Source organism: Dactylosporangium sp. NPDC000244, from assembly GCF_040300725.1.
Lineage (GTDB): Bacteria > Actinomycetota > Actinomycetes > Mycobacteriales > Micromonosporaceae > Dactylosporangium.
Genome location: NZ_JBEPEH010000004.1, coordinates 53,516 through 77,243, shown reverse-complemented (window position 1 = coordinate 77,243; position 23,728 = coordinate 53,516). Strand labels below are relative to the sequence as shown.

General features: G+C 71.6%; 18 protein-coding genes. 13 read left to right on the top strand and 5 right to left on the bottom strand.

The genetic code is table 11. From position 1 onward, the window contains the following. Positions 1–362: 362 nt before the first annotated feature. The 6 genes from ABT369_RS06950 (at position 363) to ABT369_RS06925 (ending at position 5,977) form a co-directional block, all read left to right on the top strand. Positions 363–2,579 (top strand): choice-of-anchor J domain-containing protein, encoded by a 2,217-nt coding sequence (locus tag ABT369_RS06950; RefSeq protein WP_350610760.1) that lies wholly within the window; start codon positions 363–365, stop codon positions 2,577–2,579. A 66-nt stretch (positions 2,580–2,645) separates the two neighbouring features. After that, positions 2,646–3,890, top strand: a complete 1,245-nt coding sequence (locus ABT369_RS06945) for a hypothetical protein (RefSeq protein ID WP_350610759.1) — start codon at positions 2,646–2,648, stop codon at positions 3,888–3,890. A 128-nt stretch (positions 3,891–4,018) separates the two neighbouring features. Next, positions 4,019–4,231, top strand: a complete 213-nt coding sequence (locus tag ABT369_RS06940; protein WP_350610758.1) for a hypothetical protein — start codon at positions 4,019–4,021, stop codon at positions 4,229–4,231. Then, complete coding sequence (locus ABT369_RS06935) at positions 4,228–4,467, top strand: hypothetical protein (RefSeq protein ID WP_350610757.1); 240 nt, start codon at positions 4,228–4,230, stop codon at positions 4,465–4,467. Before ABT369_RS06940 ends, ABT369_RS06935 begins: the two co-directional genes overlap by 4 nt. 89 nt (positions 4,468–4,556) lie before the next feature. Next, positions 4,557–5,786: a cytochrome P450 gene (locus tag ABT369_RS06930; RefSeq protein WP_350610756.1), complete on the top strand. Its 1,230-nt coding sequence runs from the start codon at positions 4,557–4,559 to the stop codon at positions 5,784–5,786. After that, a complete protein-coding gene (locus ABT369_RS06925) occupies positions 5,780–5,977 on the top strand; it encodes a ferredoxin (RefSeq protein ID WP_497983026.1) in 198 nt (65 codons plus the stop codon). Before ABT369_RS06930 ends, ABT369_RS06925 begins: the two co-directional genes overlap by 7 nt. Positions 5,978–5,979: 2 nt before the next feature. Here the strand turns inward: ABT369_RS06925 and ABT369_RS06920 are convergent, their stop codons facing one another. The 3 genes from ABT369_RS06920 to ABT369_RS06910 all read right to left on the bottom strand — a co-directional run bounded on the left by ABT369_RS06920 (position 5,980) and on the right by ABT369_RS06910 (position 9,966). Beyond that, the gene (locus ABT369_RS06920) at positions 5,980–7,659 is read right to left on the bottom strand and encodes an MFS transporter (protein WP_350610755.1); all 1,680 of its coding nucleotides are present in this window, start codon (positions 7,657–7,659) and stop codon (positions 5,980–5,982) included. Continuing rightward, complete coding sequence (locus tag ABT369_RS06915; protein WP_350610754.1) at positions 7,656–8,078, bottom strand: MarR family winged helix-turn-helix transcriptional regulator; 423 nt, start codon at positions 8,076–8,078, stop codon at positions 7,656–7,658. The genes ABT369_RS06920 and ABT369_RS06915 overlap by 4 nt, the downstream gene beginning before the upstream one ends. A gap of 79 nt (positions 8,079–8,157) precedes the next feature. After that, positions 8,158–9,966, bottom strand: coding sequence for a discoidin domain-containing protein (locus ABT369_RS06910; protein WP_350610753.1), 1,809 nt, complete (start codon positions 9,964–9,966; stop codon positions 8,158–8,160). Positions 9,967–10,330: 364 nt separating this feature from the next. Between ABT369_RS06910 and ABT369_RS06905 the strand changes: the two genes are divergently transcribed. After that, on the top strand, positions 10,331–11,722 hold the full coding sequence (locus ABT369_RS06905; protein WP_350610752.1) for an MFS transporter: 1,392 nt from the start codon (positions 10,331–10,333) through the stop codon (positions 11,720–11,722). A 146-nt stretch (positions 11,723–11,868) separates the two neighbouring features. On the opposite strand, the gene ABT369_RS06900 is transcribed toward ABT369_RS06905, so the two are convergent. After that, a complete protein-coding gene (locus ABT369_RS06900) occupies positions 11,869–12,948 on the bottom strand; it encodes a LacI family DNA-binding transcriptional regulator (protein WP_350610751.1) in 1,080 nt (359 codons plus the stop codon). Between the two features lie 48 nt (positions 12,949–12,996). On the opposite strand from ABT369_RS06900, the gene ABT369_RS06895 reads away from it, so the two are divergent. After that, complete coding sequence (locus tag ABT369_RS06895; RefSeq protein ID WP_350610750.1) at positions 12,997–14,331, top strand: MFS transporter; 1,335 nt, start codon at positions 12,997–12,999, stop codon at positions 14,329–14,331. 337 nt (positions 14,332–14,668) lie between these two features. On the opposite strand, the gene ABT369_RS06890 is transcribed toward ABT369_RS06895, so the two are convergent. Beyond that, positions 14,669–15,274: a DUF6518 family protein gene (locus tag ABT369_RS06890; protein ID WP_350610749.1), complete on the bottom strand. Its 606-nt coding sequence runs from the start codon at positions 15,272–15,274 to the stop codon at positions 14,669–14,671. 194 nt (positions 15,275–15,468) lie between these two features. Between ABT369_RS06890 and ABT369_RS06885 the strand changes: the two genes are divergently transcribed. From ABT369_RS06885 to ABT369_RS06865, 5 genes are all read left to right on the top strand, one after another. Next, positions 15,469–16,656, top strand: a complete 1,188-nt coding sequence (locus ABT369_RS06885) for a metallophosphoesterase (protein WP_350610748.1) — start codon at positions 15,469–15,471, stop codon at positions 16,654–16,656. A gap of 140 nt (positions 16,657–16,796) precedes the next feature. Beyond that, positions 16,797–17,372 carry an NfeD C-terminal domain-containing protein gene (locus tag ABT369_RS06880; RefSeq protein WP_350610747.1) on the top strand — a complete coding sequence of 192 codons (576 nt, stop codon included), beginning with the start codon at positions 16,797–16,799 and terminating at the stop codon, positions 17,370–17,372. After that, positions 17,369–18,811, top strand: a complete 1,443-nt coding sequence (locus ABT369_RS06875; RefSeq protein WP_350610746.1) for a flotillin family protein — start codon at positions 17,369–17,371, stop codon at positions 18,809–18,811. The genes ABT369_RS06880 and ABT369_RS06875 overlap by 4 nt, the downstream gene beginning before the upstream one ends. A gap of 48 nt (positions 18,812–18,859) precedes the next feature. Further along, positions 18,860–20,122: a cytochrome P450 gene (locus ABT369_RS06870; RefSeq protein WP_350610745.1), complete on the top strand. Its 1,263-nt coding sequence runs from the start codon at positions 18,860–18,862 to the stop codon at positions 20,120–20,122. A gap of 143 nt (positions 20,123–20,265) precedes the next feature. Further along, positions 20,266–23,712: a PA14 domain-containing protein gene (locus tag ABT369_RS06865; protein WP_350610744.1), complete on the top strand. Its 3,447-nt coding sequence runs from the start codon at positions 20,266–20,268 to the stop codon at positions 23,710–23,712. The last annotated feature ends 16 nt before the right edge of the window (positions 23,713–23,728 follow it).

Below are 23,728 nucleotides of genomic sequence, written 5' to 3'. Positions count from 1 at the left end.
TCTGACCGGCGGCGCCCGTCGACCGGCCGGACGTTTCCGGAGCGATTTTCGTTCCAGTGTGCAACCCGATGACCGGTTCACGCGTCACGCATTCGAGTGACCGCAGTCCATCCGTTACGCTCGGTGATCGAGCCGGACGAATGACCCCGGCCGGGTGCGACGATGGGCAAACATCGACGGTAATCACGGTTTGAATGCGGTCGGCAACCCCGGCAACCCCTTGCGTAGACCCTTCGCATGCCAAGTGGTGCTCGCCGATATGGACGGCGACGATAGTGTGCGGTGTCAATACGATTCCGAACCCGTCGCGCCTGTCCGGTGGCCACCCCGCCGGCGCCGGCGCGTCGTCGCAAGGAGGCTTCATGGTGAGAAAAGGCCTGGCCACGACCGCGGCCATTGCCTTGGCCATCCCGGTGCTCGTCGCGTTGCCGGCTACGTCGGCGCTCGCGGCACCGGCGAAAGCTCCGGCCAAGGAGTCGGCGGGCGCGTCGGACGTGCGGGAGATGACCCGCACGAACTTCAAGCTGGACGGCAAGGTCGTCGACACGGCGAAGATGGCGAAGTCGAAGGCGCAGTCGCGCTCGAGCCTCGCCGCGGGGACCACCCCGCCGGTCGGCACCGTGCGTCAGTGGCTGGGTTCCGACGACTACAACGGCACCCTCTACCGCAAGGACTACGTCCTGCGCGGTGTCGGTGAGCACATCGAGGTCTGGGTCGCGGTCGACACCTCGTTCCCTGCGGGTGACTGCCGCAACCAGATCCCGAACACCACCACGGTGACCGACGCCCAGGTGGCGAACTTCATCACGCAGTTCGACACCAACATGTACCCGAAGGAGACCGCCGCCTTCGCCACCCCGCCGGACCGGGACGGCAGCAACGCGCTGCTCGGCCCGGACAAGAACGGCAACGGTGGCGTCTACACCGGCGGCGGCGAGAAGACGGTGACGCTGGTCGACAACGTCCGGGACGCCAACTACTACACGTTCCCGGCCGCGCCGACCTACATCGCCGGCTTCTTCTCCTCGCAGTTCAACGAGCTGTTCGACCGCAACGTCATGACGATCGACGCGTTCGACTGGGAGCACCGCACCGGTGCCGACCCCGTCGACGCGCCCACGTCGGACCTGTGCACCAGCCGCCCGGCCCGCCCGCGCCTCTACGAGGGCACGTTCGCGCACGAGTGGCAGCACCTGGTCGAGTACTACTCGGACCCGAACGAGACCAGCTGGATGAACGAGGGTCTGTCGGACTTCGCGCAGACGCTCACCGGCTACGTCGACGGGACCAAGACGGTCTTCGACAAGGGCGGCGACAGCCACCTGTACTGCTTCCAGGGCTTCGGGGGCGTGCAGACGCCGTACAACCCGAACCCGCGCGACTGCAACGGTGCCCAGAACTCGCTCAACCTCTGGGGTGAGGGTACGAACGGCAACGGGGTGCTCGCCGACTACGGCAACGCCTACGAGCTGATGCTGTACCTCTACGACCGTTTCGGTCAGGGCATCATCGAGCGGCTCCACCGCGATGCCGACCTGCAGGGTCTCGCGAGCCTCGACGCCGCCGTGAAGGCGTACGGCGCCAAGGACGTGTACTCGGTCCTGCACGACTACCAGAGCATGGTGCTGCTCGACAAGATCGTCGGCGACTCCCAGTGGGGCATCGTCCTCGGGGCCGACAAGAAGAAGGTCACGTCCAAGAGCCTGCGGTCCACGGTCAACCTGGACAACCCGCACTCCTACGACAAGCCTGGCGCGGCCCCCAACGGCGCGGACTACGTCCTGTTGCAGAAGAACGGCAAGGCGCTGGCCGGCAAGGACCTGCGCTCGCTGAAGTTCAGCGGCGCGAAGACCCTGCCGACCCTGCCCCTGGCCTGGACGCTGGTCAACAACGACCCGGACCGTGCCGGCAACTCGGTGCTGTTCTCCGGTAACGCGAACAACACCGACGCCGCCGCGGTCATCCCGGTGACCGTGCCCGCCACCAACGCGACGCTGAGCTTCCTCGCGAAGTACGGCGCCGAGCTCGGTTACGACTACGGCTACGTCCAGGTCTCGACCGACGGTGGCTCCACCTACACCTCGATCCCCGGCGACAAGACCGTCAGCGGACCCCTCGGGCCCGGCCTGAACGGCACGACGACCGGGTTCGAGCAGCACAACTTCGACCTGTCGGCCTACGCCGGCAAGTCGATCCTGGTGTCGTTCCGCTACGTCTCCGACGGTGGCGTGAACGAGGGCGGTCTGCTCATCGACGACATCAAGCTCGGCGGCACCACGCTGAGCGACGGCTCCAGCCTGGCGCCGTTCAAGTCGCCGACGCAGATCAAGCCGATCACGGTCAAGAACTGGAACGTGAAGCTGATCGGCATCGACGAGGCGCACGCGTTCGCCTGGCAGTTCGAGTTCAACGGCCAGGACAGCCTCTCGCTCAACTGGATCCAGCTGGCGCTGCTGTCGCTGTTCCCGAAGGTCGTGGCCGTCGTGGCCTACGACGAGCCGACGGAGCAGGTGCAGCAGTACGCGCCGTACACCCTCACGGTGAACGGCGTGACCCAGCCGGGTGGCGGCGGGGCGTAACAGGTTCCACGGCGGCCCCATCGTCCACTGCGGACGGTGGGGCCGCTGCCGTTGTACCGTGGCGGCGTGGCCGAGTACCTGCGCGTCTTCCCGCGCTACGGCCTGACCCGCCGCCAGATCGAGCGCACCGACCGGCTCCGCCGCGCCGGCGACTGGGCCGCGGCCTGCGTCGAGGCCGGGATCGCGGTCGAGTGCACGCTCGCCGGCCTCGACGCCGGGCTGCGGGCGCGGGTCGAGGCCGACCTGCCCTTCTTCGCGCCGGACCTGCTGCGCTGGCACGCCATCCGGATGCGTCACCACAGCCGGCTCAACTACACCAGCCACGAGCTGCGCGACCGCGGCGACGAGCTGACGCTGCCGGTGTGGGTGCGGGCCGACGGTGCGCAGGCCGTCGGCATCGGGGTGCGCAGTGTCCCGCCGTACCGCAGCCGCCTGCACATCGCCGGCCCGGGCGAGTTCTCGGCGGCCGCCGGACTCGACGAGACGCCGGAGTACTGGGACGTGCGGCACGCGCCCGCCCTGATCACCCGCTGCGGCGGCCGCGACCCGCACGCCGCGCACGTCTACGCGCTGCTCGCCGCCGGCCGCACCGCCGAGGCGTGGACCGCGGCCGGGTTCGACGTCGACCTCGACACCCACCACGAGCCGCACCCCACGCGCGAGCGGCTGTTCCGGGCGAACCTGACCTGGAACCTCGGCGACTTCACGCCCGCGCTGCCGGTGCTGGCCGCGACCGTGCGCGCGTACGCCCGGCGCCACGGCGTCGCCGCGGTGTGGCTGACCGCCGAGCGGGCCGAGCCGGTCCGGCTCGTCGTCGACCGCCTCGACGCCGAGCGCCCGCGGCTGCGCGGGGAGTGGTACGGGTCCGGCTGGCTGCACGCGGTGCCCCGGCTGCCGGTGATGCTGCAGGACCGGCCGCCGGACTACATCGACCTGCTCGCCGGGCGGGCCACCGCCGCGGACCTGCACCCGCTCGTGGCGGCGGCGCTGGTGCCGGACGAGCCGGCGACGGGGCCGCGGGCGCTGCACCTGCCCGAGCCGGCCGAGGTCCCCTGCGGCGACGAGATCCACCACGTCGGCGCCACGCTCCAGGTGCCGCACCCCGCCGAATGGATCGAGCGCGAGCTGGCACTGCACGCCCTCGGCGGCCCGGTCCCGGGCGGTTGCGCGGGCGTCGTGTTCCGGTGGCGGGCGGGCCGGCGCGGGCTGCCCGAGCCGCTGGAGGGGTTCCGCGAGGAACTGCGGGAACGGATCCGCTACGGCGAGGCCGACACCCTCGCGGCCCTGCGCGACGAGGGCCTGGCGCTTTAAGATCCCGCGGTGCCGAAACAGCGGCGTACGGCCGCCACCTCGACGCCACCGAGGGCGTCATCCCGCTGACGTTCACCCCGCGGCGCCGCCTGCTGCGCCGCTGCGACGACGGCCATGGGCTGTACGTCGTGCCGCACGCCGCCGGCCGGACCCGCTACGCGCTGCGCTACGGCCCGCTGGAGCCGCGCCGGCTCCTGCTCAGCCTGCACGGCCTGCGGGAGCTGTGGGACGAGCGGGACACCGCGGGGCTGCTCGCCCGCTGCGGCGGCTCCCGGCGCGCCTGCGCGACCTGCGCGGCGAGCTCTACGACCGGGCGCAGCTCGGCGAGGCCGACAGCGTGACGGCCCTGCTGGACGCGGGCCTGGACCCGCACGTGCCGGCCGGCGACGGGCGGACGCTGCTGCACGTGCTGGCGGACCTGGTGCCGGACGAGGCCGCGCTGCGCCTGCTCGACCGGCTCCTCGCGGCGGGCCTGGATCCGGCCGCGAGGACCGCGGACGGCGTGACCCCGCTGCGGTACGCCGAGCGGGTCAACGCCGCCCCCGCGCTCGTCGCCGCCCTGCACCGCGCGAGCTAGGATCGCAGCGTCGCTACTGTGGGCCGGAGCGGCGTGACCCGTGGTAGTGTCCCGATCGATTAAAGTCGATGCGCCTGGGGAGAGCCACCATGACCGCTACGACGCAGCGCCCGGCCGGTCAAGCCCCGCGGCTGCCGTTCGCCCGGCCCAACATCCTCGAGATCGCCCCGCTCTACGACGTCCTGCGCCGCGAGGCGCCGATCACCCTCGTGACCACGCCCGCCGGTGACCCCGCGTGGCTCGTGACCGCCTACTCGGAGGCGCGCCAGATCTTCGGTGACAAGCGCTTCGGCCGCTCCCACCCCCAGCCGCAGCGCGCGTCGCGGATCACCCACGCCGCGCTGCAGGATGGGCCGACGGGCGACTTCGAGACGGAGGAGCGTGAGCACACGCGGATGCGGCGCCTGCTCGCGCCCGCGTTCTCCGCGGCCCGCATGCGCCGGCTCGGCACCCGCATCGAGGAGCTGACCGCGCGCTGCCTCGACGACATGCAGGCCGCCCGGGACGCGGACCCGGACGCGCCGGTGAACCTGCACGAGTTCCTGTCGTTCCCGCTGCCCGTGCTCGTCATCTGCGAGCTGCTCGGCGTGCCCTACGAGGACCGGCAGCGCTTCCGCAACCTCTCCGAGCGCGTCGGGCGCATCGACGGCGGCGCCGACGCCCAGCTGGCGATGCGGGAGTTCAAGGAGTACACGGCCGGGCTCGCGGAGCGCAAGCGCCGCGACCCGGCGCCGGACGTCATCTCCGACCTCGTCACCGCGCAGACGACCGACCCCACGCTCGGCGACGACGAGGTGTCCCGGCTCGCGGCGGGGCTCATCTTCGCCGGCCACGAGACCACCTCGACCCGCATCGATCTGGGCACCCTGCTGCTGCTCGCGGACCTCAGCCGGCGCGACCGGTTCGTGGCCGACCCGGAGGGCGAGGTCGCCGCGACCGTCGAGGAGATCCTGCGCATCACCGCCCCCGGCGGCCTCGGCCTGCTGCGCTACGCCCACGACGACGTCGAGGTCGGCGGCGTGACGATCGCCCGCGGCGACGCGGTCATCATCTCCAGCAACGCGGCCAACCGCGACGCCACGGTCTTCGCCGATCCCGCGGACTTCGACGTGGACCGCAAGCCCAACGTGCACCTCGCGTTCGGTCACGGCGCGCACGTGTGCATCGGCGCGAACCTGGCCCGCACCGAGCTGCGCACCGTGTTCCCGGCGCTCCTGCGGCGCTTCCCGGGCCTGCGCCTCGCCGTGCCCGTGGACCGCATCGAGGTCCACGCGAACCGGCTCACCGGCGCCGTGGACGAGGTTCCGGTGCTGTGGTGAAGGTCCGGGCCGACACCGACGTGTGCGTGTTCTCGGGCATGTGCGTGCTCAACGTGCCCGAGGTCTTCGACCAGCGCGACGACGGGATGGTGGAGGTGCTCGCCGAGCGGCCGCCGGAGGACCTGCGGGAGCGGGTCCGCCTGGCCGTGCTCGGCTGCCCCTCCGGCGCCCTGTCCGTCGAGGAGGACTGACCTCAGACCTGGCGCACGTGCCGGCCGCGGGACGCCGAGGCGGCCGCGGCCAGCAGCGTCATGAGCGTCGCCGCGCCGAAGACCACCACGAGCCCGTCGTGGAACGGCTGCGCGATGAGGTTCGGGAAGAACTCGTGCCCGGTCAGCGTCGTGGCGTTGGCCGGCGGCAGGTTCCCCAGCACGCCGTACGGCTCCAGCAGGTGCGCGACCGGGTTGCTGCCCAGGAACGCCGCGAACAGGGTGCTCACCGGCGGCAGCGAGGCGACGGACGCGGCCACGTCCTGCGGCACGCCCTGCGCGGTGAGGCCGCTCGTCAGCGTCTGCGGCAGCGCGTGGGCCAGGCCCACCACCATGAGCGAGAAGAACACCCCGATCGACAGCGAGGTGCCGGCGTTCTGGAACGTGGCGCGCATGCCCGAGGCCACGCCGCGCTGGTTCGCCGGCACGCTGCTCATGATCGCCGAGGTGTTCGGGGCGGAGAACATGCCCTGGCCGAGCCCGCTGACCACGAGCAGCGCGGCGAAGAGCGGGTACGGGAAGTCGATCGGGATCAGCAGCAGCCCCAGGAACCCGGCCGCCACGAGCAGCAGGCCCGTGGTCGAGAACAGCCGCGCGCCGAAGCGGTCGGAGAGGTAGCCGGAGATCGGCCCGGCGATGAGGAACCCGGCGGTCAGCGGCAGCATGAAGATGCCCGCCCACAGCGGCGTGTCCTCGAACTTGTAGCCGTGCAGCGGCAGCCAGATGCCCTGCAACCAGATGATGAGCATGAACTGCATGCCGCCGCGGGCGATCGACACCAGCAGCGCGGCGAGGTTGCCCGCCGCGAACGCCCGGACCTTGAACAGCCCCAGCCGGAACATCGGGTGCGCGATGCGCGACTCGACCACCACGAACACGATGAGCAGCAGCACCCCGAGGCCGATCCCGCCGAGCACGCGCGGGCTCGTCCAGCCGGTCGGATGGCCGCCGTAGGGCTGGATGCCGTACGTCATCGACGCCAGGATCAGCAGGGTGCCCGCGGCGAACGTGACGTTGCCGAGCCAGTCGACGGGGGAGCGGTGGCGCTCGCCGGTCTCGCGCAGGCTGCGGTACGACCAGATCGTGCCCACCACCCCGACCGGCACGCTGACCCAGAACACCGCCCGCCAGTCGATCGCGGCGAGGATCCCGCCCAGCAGCAGCCCGAGGAACTGCCCGGCGAGCGCGGTGATCTGGTTGATGCCCAGCGCCATGCCGCGCTGGCGGGCCGGGAACGCGTCGGTGAGGATGGCCGCGGAGTTGGCCGTGAGCATCGCGCCGCCGAACGCCTGCACGATGCGCCAGAGGATGAGCCACATCGCCCCGGCGCCGGCGTGGAACGGGTCGAAGGACAGCGCCACCGAGGCGATGGCGAAGATCAGGAAGCCGAGGTTGTACATCCGGACGCGGCCGAACATGTCCCCGAGCCGCCCGAGCGCGACCACCAGCACCGCGGACACGAGCAGATAGCCCATGATCATCCAGAGCAGGTAGCCGATGTTCCCGGGCGCGAGGGGGTCCAGCCCGATGCCCCGGAAGATGGCCGGCAGCGAGATGATGACGATCGAGCCGTCGATGGTCGCCATGAGCATGCCGAGCGTCGTGTTGGACAGCGCGATCCACTTGTACCGGTCGGGCTTCGTCTGCGTCAGCGTGGCGGTCACAGCTCCTCCGCCAGCTTGTCCAGCAGGCGGGCCGCCTCCACGAGCGCCCGCCGCTCGTCGTCGCTCAGGTGCCCGATCGCCTCGGCCAGCGCGTGGGTCTTCAGCGTGCGCCGGTCGGTGAGCAGCCGGCGCCCCTCCTCCGTGATGGTGATCAGCACGCGGCGGCCGTCGCCGGGATCGGGGGAGCGGCGCACCAGGTCGCGCTGCTCCATGGTCTGCAGCGTGGCGCCCATGGCCTGCGGCTTGACCCGCTCGTCGCCGGCCAGCTCCCCGGGTGTCGCGGGACCGCCGCGGTCCAGCCGCGACAGGACCGAGGCCTCCGACAGGGTCAGCTCCCCGGGCACGTGCGTCTGCCGGAGCCGCCGGACGAGCCGTCCGACCGCGATCTGCAGCGCGGCGGCGGTCTGCTCGATCTCCATATAGTAAACGTAGACTGATAAACCTGGGTTGAAGAAAGGGCGGCGCGGGTGATCCGCGCCACCCCTCCTCCTGGTGCTCCTAGAAGCCGACCGCGACCAGCAGGTACTGCGGGCTGCCGTGCGACACGAACGACGACTGCCCGGCGTAGTCGTCGTACGGGAAGCCGTACGCGAGCCGGTTGATGGCGTGGTCGTGCCAGAACTTCGCGTAGTAGTTCGCCGGCGCGGCCAGGTAATACGTGCTCGGGTTCGACCAGTCCGCCTGCGGCCGCTCGCGCACGTGCCGGTTGAGCGTGGAGCAGTTGGTCGGGTCGTTGGCGAGCACCCCGGCGCAGCCGAAGATGTCCGACGTCGGCGCGTTGATGCCGAACTGCTGCGCGTAGGCGGTGAAGTAGTTCTGGTTCACCCCGCCGGCCCGGAACGTCGGGTCGCTGCCCGGCGCGATGATCCGGTAGGGCGCCTGCGACTGGGCCAGCACCTTGAACTGCTGCGGCACCTCGGCGATGAACTTCGCGAAGGTGGCCTCCCGCGTCTCGGTGAAGGTCTGGTAGTCCTCGCCGACCTGCACGTCGTAGCCGTCCTTGGCGTGCAGCCGCATCGCGATCTTCAGGCCGAACGCGTCGACCCGCGTGGTGTTGCCGTTGAACACGTTGGCCCCGACGGTGAACTCGATGAAGTCGAAGTACTGTCCGTTGGGCTGGCCCACGTAGAAGTACATCCGCCCCGCGCTGTTGGCCGGCATGTCGATGTACGGCTGTTCGGCGATCGAGTGCGTCTGCCCGTTGAAGCTCCAGTAGACCTGGCTGTCCGGGTAGCGGCCGTTGGTGCGGTTGAGCACCTTCACCATGACCACGTTCTGGGCGGCCGGGATGCCGCTGGTGTCGCCCCAGAACTGGTCCGGCGGCGGCGGGCTGCTCGGCGGGGTGCTGCCCGGCGTGGTCGGCGTGGTGGTGGAGACCCGGACGCCGAACTCGTACAGGGAGTAGCCGTACGCGGTGCCGCGGGCGGTGCCGTACATCCGCACGTAGCGCCCGGAGCCGCTGACGGTCAGGTTCTGCACCCCGCCCGCGCCGGTGGTCGTGCTGTAGATCGTCGTCCAGGTCGTGCCGTCGGCCGACGTCTGGATCTGGAACGCCTTGCCGTAGGCGGCCTCCCAGTTCAGGTCGACGCCGCAGACGGTCGCCGTGGCGCCCAGGTCGACCTGGATCCACTGCGGGTCGCTGAACGCGCTGGACCAGCGGGTGGTGGTGTTGCCGTCGAACGCGGCCGAGGCCGGGCTGGCGGCGTTCTCCGTCGACGACGCGGTCGCCGGCTTGCCCTGGGCGTAGTTCGACGTGCCGCAGGACCCGCCGCCGAACGTGCCGAAGACCTGGAACTCCCACAGCGAGTAGCCGTAGGCGGTGGCGCGGGCCGTGCCGTTCATCCGGACGTAGCGCCCGGAGCCGGACACGCTGAGCGTCTGCACGCCACCGGTGCCGGTCGTGGTGCTGTAGACGTTCGTCCAGGTCGTGCCGTTGGCCGAGGTCTGGATCTGGAAGGACTTGGCGTAGGCCGCCTCCCAGTTGAGCACCACCTGGTCGATGGTGGCCGTCTGGCCCAGGTCGACCTGGATCCACTGCGGGTCGCTGAACGCGCTGGACCAGCGCGTGCCGGTGTTGCCGTCGGTGGCGGCCGAGGCCGGGCTGGCGGCGTTCTCCGTCGACGACGCGGTGGTCGGCTTGCCCTGCGACAGCAGCGTGCTCGCGGCGCTGGCGCTGCCGATCGAGAAGGCCGCGTAGCCGGCCAGGACCACCGCCACAGAGAGCGCGCTCACGAGGAGGCCGCGCCGTCGATTCCGTGGACGTCGATCGATGGATGCGGGGACGGGTGGTCTGGTTGTTTCGGACATCAAGGCAGCTCCCTGACGTGGTTGGGGCGTCATTGCGGGTTGGGTGACCGCCGCCGCACCCCATCGGGTGCGCCGGTTCAGGCGGAGGACCGGCGCTGGCGGGGCGCGGTCTGTGCGGGTGATGAGAGAGCGCTCTCTCCGTCTAGAGCGTCATCCAATCGGCCGGTTCCGTCAAGTGGCGGGTTTTGATGTCTGACGCATCGGGCACGTGCTGTCACAGATGGGCACGTGGTCGTGTCCACGGGCGCCCGGGAGGTGCACATTGGCTGACACGCAATCCGCATCAGCTCCCACCGGCGGGATCATCCGAAGTCTGATTCCCGCCCGGATCGACCGCTTGACCTGGGCGCCGTTCCATACGCGCATGGTCATCGCGCTCGGCACCGCCTGGGTGCTCGACGGACTCGAGATCACCATCGCCAGTGCCGTCGGGGCCGTGCTGAACAAGCAGGAGACGCTCGGGCTCTCCAGCACGCAGGTCGGCGCGATCGCCACCGTGTACCTGCTCGGCGAGGTCTTCGGCGCGCTGTTCTTCGGCCGTCTCTCCGACGCCCTCGGCCGCAAGAACCTCTTCATCGTCACCCTCGGCGTCTACCTCGCCGGCAACGCCCTCACGGCGCTGACCTGGGGCAACGACGCCACGGCCCTGGTCTTCCTCTACTTGACGAGGTTCATCGCCGGAGCCGGCATCGGCGGCGAGTACGCCGCGATCAACTCCGCCATCGACGAGATGATGCCCGCCAGGTACCGCGGCCGGGTCGACATCGGCGTGAACGGCACCTACTGGGGCGGCGCCATCATCGGCACGCTCGGCACCTACGTGCTGCTCAACCACATCTCGCTGAACATCTCCTGGCGGCTGGGCTTCCTCATCGGCCCGATCATCGGTCTGCTGATCTGGAACCTGCGGCGGCACCTGCCGGAGAGCCCCCGATGGCTCATCATGCACGGCCGTGAGCGGGAGGCCGAGGAGGCCATCGCCCAGATCGAGAGCGACGTCGAGCGCTCCGGCCAGCGCCTGGCCCCGGTCGACGAGAACCACGCCATCGAGGTCAAGCCGGCCCCGAGTCACGGCTATCTCTCGCTGATCAAGGTGCTCTTCACGAAGATGCCGGCCCGTTCCACGCTGTCGGCCTCGCTCATGATCACGCAGTCGTTCCTGTACAACGCGATCTTCTTCACCTACACCCTGGTGCTGTCGAAGTTCTACCACGTCGACGCCGAGAAGACCCCGATCTACCTGATCGCCTTCGCCGTGGGCAACCTGGCCGGACCGCTGCTGCTCGGCCACCTCTTCGACACCGTCGGCCGGCGCAAGATGATCGCCGGCACCTATCTGCTGTCGGGCGTGCTGCTGGCCATCTCGGCCTGGATGTTCGACGCGGGCATGCTCAACGCCTTCACGCAGACGCTCGCCTGGTGCGTCATCTTCTTCTTCGCCTCGGCGGGCGCGAGCTCGGCCTACCTCACGGTCTCCGAGATCTTCCCGCTGGAGATCCGCGCCCAGGCGATCGCCGTGTTCTTCGCGATCGCCCAGTGCTTCGGCGCCATCGGCCCGATCTTCTACGGCTGGCTGATCGGCGAGGGCACCGACCCGGGCAAGCTGTTCATCGGCTACCTCGTCGGCGCGGCCATGATGATCATCGGCGGCGTGGTCGAGATAGTCCTGGGCGTGGACGCGGAGGGCAAGTCCCTCGAGCACGTGGCCACGCCACTGACCGCCGTCTCCGTCGGCGGCAACCGCATCGGGGAGTGAACCCCTCGCTCACCTGGCGGCGTCCGGCTCCGGCCGGGCGCCGCTGTTCGTGAGGGCCTTCTGGCTCGGTGTGCAGCGACCAATCCCCACGCCGGGCCGGGCTGCGGAACGTGTCTTGAGTCAAGAAACTGGCAGGGTCACAGCACTTACCGGTCGGTGACTGGCCGTCCGTCGGGCGCGACCACGGTCCATGGGACCTGGTGTCGATCGAGCTCGCCCGACAGGGCCGCTCGTGCACACGCACGGCCCTGCTCGCGCAACGAGGCCGCCACCGACCAAACTCCTGAGGTGGTGGCCTCTCGTGAGCCGTCCCACCCGGTGAGCGTCACCTCCCGCTGCGTGCGGCCCACCGTTGAGCGGGCCCCCAGCGCCAGTTCATCGCTCATCGCCAGCACCACCACGGGGCCAGAGCCCTCCAGCGTCTCAAGCAGCGCTGCGGCGGCGTTCTCACCCAGTTCGCGCTGATTGCGCTCCACCACGGCGATGCGCACGTCGCCCCAGTCCTGACCGGCCTCAGTCAGTGCATCGCGGTAGCCGGCCAGACGAGCCCCGGTGACGGGAAAGGGGACCGCCTGCGGGTCCATCAGGTCGGGGGGCAGGTCGTGGCCGCGCAGGACGCCGCTGGCGCGGCGCCGGTCCAGGGGGAAGCTGATGATGACGGGGGTCGCTTCAGCCAGCGGCGTGGCCGCCGCGACCGCTGCCGCCGCCGCGCGGTCATCGGGCCCGATGCACACCAGCCCCGGGTGGGCAGGACCGCCTTGGATGGCAGCGGGCCGCCCGCTGCTCGCGACGGCGGCCAGCACCGGGTCATCGGCGACGGTGGTCCACAGCACGTAGCCGTCCACCGCCGCTGCCAGCACCCGGTCGACGTCCGAGGCATCCCCTCGGGTGGGAATCAGCACCACTCCCAGGTCCTCGCTGACGCAGACGTCGGTGATCCCGGCCAGGAATTGCGCCGCCTGCGGGTTGTCGAAGAGGTAGGACAGGTGCTCCCCGACCACCACCCCCAGCTGCTTGGCGCGCCCTGAGCGCAGGGCCCGGGCGGTGCTGTCGGGGCGGTAGCCCAGCCTGGCCGCGGCCTCCAGCACCCGGGTCCGGGTGGCCTCGGCGACCCGCGCGGGGTGGTTGAAGGCGTAGGAGACCGTCATTGGCGCGACCCCTGCCTGCTTGGCGACGTCTTTGACGGTGGGACGTCGTTGCGCAGGTGTGGGCACAAACAACATCATATCTTGCTGTGTAACGTTACGAAGACTTCTTGTGTAACGTTACGAAGCATGAGTCAAGGCACGGTCGCTGCCGCGTCCCGTCCACCCGTCCTCCGTGCCCGTGCCGCCTACGGGCCCTACGCGGCGTTCGCCGCGTTCGGGATCTTCTGGGGCGCCTGGGGAGCTGCCCTTCCCACACTGCGCACCCGGGCCGGGGCCAGCGAGGGTCAGCTGGGCACCGCCTTGCTCTTCATCGGCCTGGGGGCGCTGCCGGCGATGGCCTTCACCGGACGTGCGGTGGACCGCTACGGGCTCCGTGTGGCGTCGTGGCTGCTGGCGGCACTGGCCGGTGCCGGCCTCCTCGTCACCGCCGGCGCCGACGGGGTGGTGCTGCTGATCATCGGAATGCTCGTGGTCGGCGCCGCCTCCGGTGCCGCGGACGTGGCCATCAATACCCTGGCTGGCCGCGCAGAGCACGCCACCGCCAAGCCTCTGCTCACCCGATCCCACGGGCTGTTCTCCGTGGGCGTGGTCATCGCCAGCCTGTCCACTGGAGCGCTGCTGGGTGCGGGACTGTCACTGCTGATGGCCTTCGCCGTGGTCGCGGCGGTGATGTGCGCTCTGGCAGCGGCTGCCCAGCTGACCAGCACGGCGCTGCAGATTCCGGCTCACCAGGGCGATGCCAGTGCCCGTCAGGAGCGCGTTGCACCGGCAGGCTCCGGCGCGGCCGCGCCCCGTGGCGCACGCAGGCTCACGGGCCTGCTGCGCCGGATCAGCCCGACCTCACCCCTGTTCGTCGTTGGACTGGTGGCTGCCTTGGCCTACGCCATCGAGAACGCCCACCAGAGCTGGGGAGCGGTGATGCTCACCGACGTCTTCAGTGCCTCACCCCAGCTGGCGGCCGCGGCCCCGGCGACTTTCGCCGCCACCGCCGCGCTGGCGCGCCTGAGCCTGGCGCCGCTGTCACGCAGCCACCCCACCGCGATGTTGCTCGGTGGAGGCGCGTTGGCTACCGCGGGCAGCGCGGTGCTGGCCACCGCCCCTTCGGTCGCAATCGCCCTGGTCGGGCTGGTGCTGGCCGCCCTGGGCACCGCGACGTTGTTCCCCACCTTGCTCAGCCGCAGCCTGCGAGGCACCGACCCCGCTCAGCACGGCCGGGCCACCTCCACCGTCGCCGCCACCGCCTACCTGGGCTTCCTGCTCGGCCCGGCCTACGTGGGCATGCTGGCCGAGAGCAGCGACCTGCGCGGCGCGCTGCTCGGCGTGGCCGTGCTGGCTTTGGTCTTCACCCTGGCAGCAGCGCCGATCAGCACCTGGGCTTGCGGACGTGCCGCAGCAGCGGGACAGACCCAGCCAACAGCTGGGCGAAGGTCGCTGAGCCGAGCGCGGGACCGTTGTCGGTGACCAACGCGATCGGCACCGCCCGGGACGTGACTTTCCCGGTGGTCTCGTCGACGACCTCGACGCGGCCCCGGTCGGCACGCAAGTCCGGACGCGCGCCAGCCCGACGACGGCCCACCGAATCGAGCGGCGGCTATCGTGCCGTCGGCCGCCACACGGGCAAACGCAACCACACCGCCATGCGCGGCGTCACCCGTATCCGCGCGGCGAGCCGATCCTCGGCTGCAGCTACCCGCGCAACGCCGTCGACGACCATCCCCGCCTGGTCTGCCCTTCCGCGCCCTGCTCGGCGCGTGAATGCGGCGTCTTTGCGCCGGGGCGTGAAACGCGATGTTTTCGCTCAGCGGGTGAACGCGACGTCGAGCACCGAGCCGAGCGCGAGGTAGGCCATCGCCCCGAGCGCCGCGGCCGGCACGAGCGCCACCAGCGCCAGCAGCCGCTCCCGCCCGGTGCGGCTGAGCACCAGGGGCACCGCGAGCCCGATCGCCGCCACGATCCAGGCCTCGCCCGCCGGGCGCTCCTTCACCGCCAGGTACGCCGCCTCGGCCAGGAACACCCCGCCGAGCACGCACACCCCGACGACCCGCCGCCCCCGCCGCTCGTCGCGCCACCACGCCCCGGCGGTCGCGAACACCGGCCCGGCCAGCAGTCCCACCGCCCCCCACCCGAGCGGCCCCGCGAGCACGTCGGCGCCGACGTGCCGCCCCTCGAACACCACGAGCCCGCCGTAATACCCGGCCACCGCCCCCACCAGCACCGCGGTGCCCGCGAGCCAGACCCGCCACCAACCCTCGCGCACGACCGCCCCGGCCGCGAACGCCCCGGCGGCCCACACCGCCCCCGAGTTCACCAGCCGGCTCGACTCGCCCGGCATCACGTGGTTCAGCAGGAGTGACACCACGCCGAGCACGATCCCGCCGGCAGTCCACGCAAGCAACGTCCGCACGCCCGCATGGTGCCAGACGGCGTCACGTTCCCTGTGGAGTTGTGCAAGCAACCCGTGCATCCCGACGCCTCCGACCGTAGACCGGGGGTACGACACTTTCGCGTCGACGCTGGTCGCGGCCCGGGTCTCGAGCTGCAACCGGCATCACAGCCCGCTCTCAGGAATCGGATGGCACTGCGTGTCATGCTTATCCGATGGCGACTACTGAGGCGGTTCCCGGTCCGGCGGTCCGGCGGCGTTCGCTCCTGCGGCCCCTGGCGTTCACGGCGACCCTCGCCGTGGTGCTCGGGCTGCTGTTCGGGGTGCCCTGGTGGTCGCTGGTCATGGCCGGCAACGACTGGCCGCTCGGGGTCCGGGTCGCCGGCACCGCCGTGTTCGCCGTGGCGCTCGTCGTCTTCCCCGTCACGATGTTCCTCGGCCACGGGCGCCGCGTCGACTGGGCGGCCCGCCTCGCCGACACGATCCTCGGCGCCGTGTGGATCCTGTTCGTCTGGGCCGTGGCCGGGGACCTGCTGCGCCTCGCCCTGCTCGCCGGGGGAGTCGACGACCCGGTGCGTTCCCGCGTGGCGGCCGGGTTCACCGCGGTGGTCGCGCTGGGGCTGGGCGTGTGGGGGTACCGCGAGGCCATGCGCGTCCCCCGGGTGCGCCGCGTCGAGGTGCGCATCCCGCGGCTCGGGGCCGGGCTCGACGGGCTGAAGATCGTCCAGCTGACCGACACCCACTACGGGCCGATCGACCGCGTCGACTGGTCGAAGGGGGTCACCGAGGTGGTCAACACGCTCGGGGCCGACATCGTGGCGCACACCGGCGACATCGCCGACGGCACCCCCGGACAGCGCACCGGGCAGGCGGCCCCGCTGGCCGACGTGCGGGCCGGGCTGGCGCGGGTCTACGTCACCGGCAACCACGAGTACTTCGGCGAGGCCCAGGGCTGGCTCGACCACATGCAGGGCCTCGGCTGGGAGCCGCTGCACAACCGGCACATCGTGATCGAGCGCGGCGGCGACCGGCTCGTGGTGGCCGGGGTCGACGACCGCACCGCCGCCGGCAGCGGGCTGGAGGGGCATCGGGCCGACCACGCGATCGCGCTGGAGGGGGCCGACCCCGGGCTGCCGGTGCTGCTGCTCGCCCACCAGCCCAAGCAGATCGACGCCGCGGTGGCGCACGGCATCGATTTGCAGATCTCCGGGCACACCCACGGCGGGCAGATCTGGCCGTTCCACTACCTGGTGCGCGTCGACCAGCCGGTGGTGCAAGGGCTGACCCGGCACGGGGACCGCACGCAGCTCTACACCAGCCGCGGCACCGGATTCTGGGGCCCGCCGTTCCGCGTGTTCGCGCCCAGCGAGATCACCGAGATCGTACTGCGCGCCGGCGCCTGACGGTCGTTACCGGCAGTACACGGGCATGCCGCGAGCGTGACCGGCGTCACCTAACGCATCGGCGCCCGTCGACGGCGACGGGCGTATCTTCAGCCTTGCGGGTCCCGGCGCCCTGACACCGGGACCAACGGGGATGGCACATGAGCGCCGTGACGCTCGCCTTTCTTGGCCTGGGTGGCCTGAGCCTGCTGTTGCTGCTGATCTCCCTGCGGTTCCGCCACCTCGGGCACCTGCGGTTGCCGCACCTGCGGTGGCTGCACCTGCCGCGGGGGCACGGCCGGGGCCCGGGGTTCGCCCTGCCCGCCACGAGCGGGTTCCTGGGCGGGTTCGGGTTCGGCGGGGCGATCGCGATCGAGGCCACCCACCGCACCGGCGGCCCGGCGGTGCTCGCCGGTATCGCCGCCGGCGTCGTGGTCGGGGCGCCGCTGGCCTGGGCGGCGGGGCGGTTCGTGGCCGCCGTCGCCGGCATGCGCACCGACGCCACCCCCGAGAGCGCCGGGCTCATCGGGGCCACCGGGATCGTCGTCAGCGAGATCCCCGTGGGCGGGCTCGGCCAGGTGCGGCTGTCGTATGCCGGGCAGCCGATGAAGTTCAACGCGCGGGCGGACGGCCCGCTCGCGCTCGGCGTCCAGGTGCTGGTCATCGGGGTCCCGACGCCCACCAGCGTGCTCGTGATGCCGCTACCGGCCGTTCTCAACCTTGAGGAAGGGTCATGAATCCCCTGTACGTCGCCGTCGGCGGCCTCGCCGTCCTCGTCGTGCTCATCGTCGCCTCCGTGCTGTCGCGGGTCCGTGTCGCCGGGCCCAACGAGGCGTTCATCGTCACCGGCCGCAAGGGCCGCGCCGTCACGAGCGCCGACGGCAGCGTCACCACCGACCTGTCCGGCCAGAAGGTCGTCATGGGCGCGTCCGTGTTCGTGCTGCCGATCGTGCAGCGGCTCTACCGCCTGGACCTGTCCAGCCGCGAGATCCCTGTCCAGGTCAGCGCGGCGGTGAGCAAGCAGGGCATCCGGTGCGACGCCGAGGCGGTCGCCATCGTCAAGGTCGGCGGCACCGCCGAGATGATCCGGCCGGCCGCGCAGCGGTTCCTGCACCAGCAGAACCGCATCGAGACGTTCACCGCGCAGGTGCTCGCCGGCGCGCTGCGCAGCGTCATCGGGCGGCTCACCATCGAGGAGATCATCCGGGACCGGGCCGGGTTCGCGGCCCACGTCGCCGAGGAGGCCGAGCTCACCCTCACGCATCAGGGGCTCGTCCTCGACGTGTTCCAGCTCGAGGACATCCGCACCGCGGGCACCTACCTGCAGGACCTCGGGCGGCCGGAGGCGGCCCGGGTGTTCCGGCTGGCCGCGATCGCCGAGGCGCAGGCGCGGCAGGGGGCCGAGCAGGAGCGGATGCGGGCCGAGGAGGCGATCGCCGAGTCCGAGCGGAACCTGGCGGTCAAGAAGGCCACGGTGCAGGCCGAGATCGACGCGGCCAACGCCCGCTCGGCGAGCGCGGGCCCGATCGCGCAGGCCGAGATGCAGCAGGCGGTCCTCGCCGAGCAGCAGAAGGTGGCCGAGCGCAACGCCGAGCTCAAGCAGCGCCAGCTCGACACCGAGGTGCGCAAGCCCGCCGACGCCGAGCGCTACCGGGTGGAGCAGGAGGCCGAGGCGGCCAAGAACGCGGCGATCGCGCGGGCCGAGGCCGGGCGGCAGGCGACCATCGCCGGGGCGCAGGCCCAGGCGGAGCAGGCGCGGCTGGTCGGCGAGGGCGACCGGGCCCGGCGCGCGGCGGCCGCGGAGGCGGTGCGGCTGGAGGGCGCGGCCGAGGCGGACGCGGTGCTGGCCCGCGGGCAGGCCGAGGCGGCGGCGATGCGGGCCAAGGCCGGCGCGTTCGGCGAGTACGGCCAGGCGGCCATCCTCGACCTGCTCGTGCGCGTGCTGCCCGAGGTGGTGGGGGCGGCGAGCGCGCCGATCGGGGAGATCGACCGGATGACGGTCATCTCGACCGAGGGTGCGACCTCGCTGACCAAGGCGGTGGCGAGCAACGTGGCCCAGGGGCTGCAGCTGGGCACCGACCTGACCGGCGTCGACCTCAAGGCCCTTCTGGCCGGGCTGGCGACGAGCGGCGCGAGCGGGAGCAACGGCAGGCCCGAGGCGATCGAGGCGAAGTAGACCGGAGGCGCACCCTCTTGGTACCGTCGAGTACCAAGGGGGTGCGTCATGCTTCCAGGCACCGCGGTTCGATGGGCCACCAAGCACGGCTTCATGCGGGCCGGCATCAACGCCGCCGCGCGCAAAGGCGACGAGCAGGCCCGGTTCTTCACCGACCCGGCCGTGCGCGCCGATCCCTACCCGTTCTACCGGGGCATCCGCGAGACCGCGCCGCTCGTGCGCAGCCGGCTCATGTGGGCCACCGCGCGGCACGACCTCGCCGGGGCGGTGCTGCGGCACGAGGCCTTCGGGGTCGGGTTCTCCGACCGGCCGCTGCCGGCGCCGATCGGGCTCATGTTCCGGTTCAGCCGCCGCAGCTCGCCGATCGGGCCGGTCGACCCGCCGTCGATGCTGGTGACGGACCCGCCGGACCACACGCGGTACCGCCGGCTCGTCTCGAAGGTGTTCACCGCCCGCGCGATCGAGGGGCTGCGGCCGCGCATCGAGCAGACCTGCGCCGACCTGCTGCGGGACAAGCCGGCCGACCTGATCGCCGACTTCGCCTCCCTGCTGCCGGTGACGGTGATCGCGGAGATCCTCGGCGTCCCGCTGGACATGCGCCAGAAGTTCCTGGCCTGGGGCAACGCCGCCGCGCCGACGCTGGACCTGGGGCTGTCGTTCGCGACCTACCGGCAGACCGAGATCAACATCCGGCACGTCAACGACTGGATGCGCGGGCACTTCGCCCGGCTGCGCCGCGAGCCCGGCGACGACCTGCTCAGCCAGCTGGTGCGGCTCGACGACCTGAGCGAGGACGAGCTGCTGGCGACCGCGGGGCTGCTGCTCGCGGCCGGGTTCGAGACCACCGTGAACCTGCTCGGCACCGGCGCCTGGCTGCTCATGCGCCACCCGGAGCAGCTGGCGATCCTGCGCGAGCAGCCGCAGCGGTGGGGCAACGCGGTCGAGGAGACGCTGCGTTTCGACTCGCCGGTGCAGGTGACCGCGCGTGTCTGCCGGAAAGCCACCGAATTCGGCGGAGAAGCGATCGAGCCGGGGCATGTCGTGATGGCGATGCTCGGCGGCGCGAACCGCGATCCGGAGGTATTCCCCGATCCTGACACATTCGACGTGACCCGGACGAATGCGCGCGAGCATTTGTCGTTCTCCGGCGGGGTGCATTACTGCCTCGGCGCCGCGCTGGCCCGGCTCGAGGGCGAGATTGGGCTGCGGATGCTGTTCGAGCGCTATCCTGACCTGCGCATCGACGGCGAACCACATCGACGGACCACCCGGGTCCTGCGCGGATTCGAGTCGCTGCCGGTGACGATCTGAGCAAGCGCGTGTTTCCGGATGAGTCCTGCGGCCTCACGCGTGTGCATCCCTGAATTGCTGGAAACGGCGCCGAATCAATGCTGTGACGGCGTATTCGTGGAAATGCCACGGGCGCATCACACCGCGGCCGGAGCATTCTCGCCGTGCGCCGGACGCTGCCGTTCACCCTCCTGCTGGCCCTCGTGGCCGCGCTGCTCGGGCCCGTGCCCGCGGCCCGCGCCGCCACCCCCGCCGGGTTCGCCACGCAGCTCGTCGTCGGGGCGGGACTGGACGGGCCGACCGGGTTCGAGATCGCGCCCGACGGGCGGGTCTTCATCCTCGAGCGCACCGGCAAAGTCAAGATCTTCAAGGACGGCCACCTGCTCGCGCAGCCGTTCGCCGACCTGCCCTCGGAGGCCTCCGGCGACCGCGGGCTGATCGGGGTCGCGTTCGATCCCGGGTTCGGGGTCGCCAACCACTGGGTGTACTTCTACTTCACCGGCCACGACCTGCGAAACCATCTCGTGCGCTTCGACGCGTCCGGCGACGTCGGCACCGAGGGCCCCTTCACGATCTTCGAGACCCAGTCGCCGTCGCAGCTGCTGCACGTCGGCGGGAGCATCCGCTTCGGGCCGGACGGCAAGCTCTACTTCGCGGTCGGGGACAACGGCTACCCGCCCAACGCGCAGGACCTCTCCAACCCGCACGGCAAGATCCTGCGGATCAACCCGGACGGCTCGATCCCGGCCGACAACCCGTTCGCCGGGCAGCCGGGCCGGCTCGGGGCGATCTGGGCCTACGGCTTGCGCAACCCGTGGCGCTTCCAGTTCGACGCCGCGACCGGGCGCCTCTACGCGGGCGACGTCGGCGACTACACCTGGGAGGAGCTCAACCTCGTCGTCAAGGGCGGCAACTACGGCTGGCCGGTGCACGAGGGCCGCTGCGCCACCGGCTGCGCGGGCTACACCGACCCCGTCTCGGCCTACAACCACGACGGCGGCAGCGGCGCGGTCACCGCCGGACCCGTCTACCACGGCACGCAGTTCCCGGCCGAGTACGCCGGGAGCCTGTTTTTCGGCGACTACTCCCGGGGCTTCATCAAGCGCGCGGTGCTCGACGAGACCGGGCAGGTCCGGCGCGTCGAGGACTTCGACCTCGAGGCGGGCAGCGTGGTCGACCTGAAGGTGGCGCCCGACGGGTCGCTCTACTACCTCACGTACTTCCCCGGCCAGCTCTACCGCGTGTCGTACAGCCCGGCCGGCAACGCCCCCGTGGTGCACGCCGCCGCCGACCCCACCGGCGGCCCGGCCCCGCTGACCGTGCACTTCTCCTCGGCCGGCACGAGCGATCCCGACGGGGACGACCTGACGTACGCCTGGGACTTCGGCGACGGCAGCAGCAGCACGGCGCCGAACCCGGCGAAGGTGTACGCGAACGTCGGGGTCTATCCCGCGACGCTCACGGTCTCCGACGGCACGAGCACCGTCGCCTCCCGGCCGATCGTCGTCCAGGTCGGCACCCCGCCCACCGTGCGGATCGCGGCGCCGGTCGACGGCAGCGCGTACGACTCGGGCGACACGATCACGGTCAACGCCTTCGGCAACGACGCGGCCGGCTTCGACGTCTCCGACGGGGACATCAAGACCGAGGTCTTCCTGCACCACAACACCCACGTGCACCCGTTCGTCGGGCCGCTGACCGGCCGGGTCGGGCAGTTCACGATCCCGACCACGGGCGAGGCGTCGGCGAACACCTGGTTCGAGATCAAGGTGACCGTCACCGACCGCAACGGCCTGTCGAGCGCCCGGTCGGTGTTCATCTACCCGCGCACGTCCACGATGACGTTCGCGACCAGCCCACCCGGCCTCGGCCTGACCCTCGACGGCGTCCCGATCGCCACCCCGGACCAGGTGCCGGGCGTGGTCGGCTTCCAGCGCGAGCTCGCCGCGCCGCCGACCGCCGTGGACGCGGCCGGCACCGTCTACCACTTCACCGGCTGGTCCGACGGCGGCGCGATCCGGCACTTCGTGACCACCCCGCCGGCCGACGCCACCTGGACCGCGACCTACGCCCCGTCGGCCCCGTTCACCGGCGAGTACTTCGACAACCAGAACCTCGACGGCGCCCCCGCGCTCGTCAGGAGCGACAAGACCGTCGACTTCGTGTGGTCCACCGGCTCGCCCGATCCGAGCATCGCCGCCGACCACTTCTCGGCCCGCTGGACGAAGACCGAGTACTTCGCCTACGGCCGCTACCGCTTCACCATCGCCTCCGACGACGGCGCCCGCCTCTTCATCGACGACGACCTCGTCATCGACCAGTGGCACGACCAGGGCCCGACCGCCTACGACCACGTGGCCGACCTCGGCGCCGGTGAGCACACGGTGCGGATGGAGTTCTACGACAACGTCGTGGACGCCAGCGCCCGGCTGAGCTGGGACACGACGCCGGACCAGCCGCGGGACGTGTTCACCGCGCAGTACTGGAACACCCCCGGCTCCGGCGACAAGCCCAGCGTGCCGTCGGCCGCCCCGGCGCTGACCCGCGACGAGCCCGCGATCGACCACGACTGGCAGCTCGGCTCGCCTGATCCGAGGATCGCCGACGACCACTTCATCGCGCGGTGGACCCGGTCGCTGACGCTGAGCGCCGGGTACTACGACTTCACCACCACGACCGACGACGGGGTGCGCCTGTGGGTCGACGGGCAGGTCGCCGTCGACCACTGGGGCGACCAGGGGCCGACGCCCTACACCGCGCACCTGCCGCTGGGCAACGGCGCGCACACCGTGGTCATGGAGTACTACGAGAACGGCGGCGGCGCCCTGGCCCGGCTGGCCTGGGCCCGCACCGGGGACATCCCGGCCGCCCCGCCGTACCTCGCCAGGTACACGGACGCGAACGCCGACTATTACGCGAGCGAGTCCACAGTGGACCACGAGTGGGGCGAGGGCGGGCCCGGGCACGGGATCGGGGTGGACGACTTCCGCGCGGAGTACACCCGCACCGTCGTGCTGCCCGCCGGGCTCTACCGCTTCTCGGGCGCCTCCGACGACGGGGTCCGCGTCTCGGTCGACGGGCTGCCGATCGTGGACAAGTGGCGCGACCAGAACGAGGACTTCAGCGCCGACGTCTCCCTGCTCGGCGGCGCGCACGACATCAGGGTCGAGTACTACGAGCACGCCGCCGGCGCCCGCCTGCACTTCGGCTACAAGCGCGTCGGCGACGTCGCCGCCCCGGCCGGCTGGACCGGCGCCTACTACGTGGGCACCGACCTCGGCGGCGCCCCGGCGATGCTGCGCACCGACGGCGCCATCGACTTCGACTGGGGCAGCGGCTCGCCCGGCCCGGCGATCCCCGCCGACGGCTTCTCCGCCCGCTGGACGAGGACCGACCACCTCGCCGGCGGCGCCTATCGCATCACCGCCACCAGCGACGACGGGATCCGCGTGCGCCTCGACGGGGACGTGGTCATCGACGGCTGGTCCGAACACCCACCGGCCACCTACACGTACGACACCACCCTGCTCGAGGGCGACCACACGATCACGGTCGAGTACTTCGAGCGCGGCGGGAGCGCACTGGCGCGCTGTTCGGTCATCCGTCTGTGATCTTGAGGAGATCCGC

Bases quoted from the DNA above. Each gene is read 5' to 3' on its own strand.
- ABT369_RS06950 (WP_350610760.1), top strand. From the start codon at position 363: ATGGTGAGAAAAGGCCTGGCCACGACCGCGGCCATTGCCTTGGCCATC.
- ABT369_RS06930 (WP_350610756.1), top strand. From the start codon at position 4,557: ATGACCGCTACGACGCAGCGCCCGGCCGGTCAAGCCCCGCGGCTGCCG.
- ABT369_RS06915 (WP_350610754.1), bottom strand. From the start codon at position 8,078: ATGGAGATCGAGCAGACCGCCGCCGCGCTGCAGATCGCGGTCGGACGG.
- ABT369_RS06910 (WP_350610753.1), bottom strand. From the start codon at position 9,966: ATGTCCGAAACAACCAGACCACCCGTCCCCGCATCCATCGATCGACGT.
- ABT369_RS06905 (WP_350610752.1), top strand. From the start codon at position 10,331: ATGGTCATCGCGCTCGGCACCGCCTGGGTGCTCGACGGACTCGAGATC.
- ABT369_RS06900 (WP_350610751.1), bottom strand. From the start codon at position 12,948: ATGATGTTGTTTGTGCCCACACCTGCGCAACGACGTCCCACCGTCAAA.
- ABT369_RS06895 (WP_350610750.1), top strand. From the start codon at position 12,997: ATGAGTCAAGGCACGGTCGCTGCCGCGTCCCGTCCACCCGTCCTCCGT.
- ABT369_RS06885 (WP_350610748.1), top strand. From the start codon at position 15,469: ATGGCGACTACTGAGGCGGTTCCCGGTCCGGCGGTCCGGCGGCGTTCG.
- ABT369_RS06880 (WP_350610747.1), top strand. From the start codon at position 16,797: ATGAGCGCCGTGACGCTCGCCTTTCTTGGCCTGGGTGGCCTGAGCCTG.
- ABT369_RS06875 (WP_350610746.1), top strand. From the start codon at position 17,369: ATGAATCCCCTGTACGTCGCCGTCGGCGGCCTCGCCGTCCTCGTCGTG.
- ABT369_RS06870 (WP_350610745.1), top strand. From the start codon at position 18,860: ATGCTTCCAGGCACCGCGGTTCGATGGGCCACCAAGCACGGCTTCATG.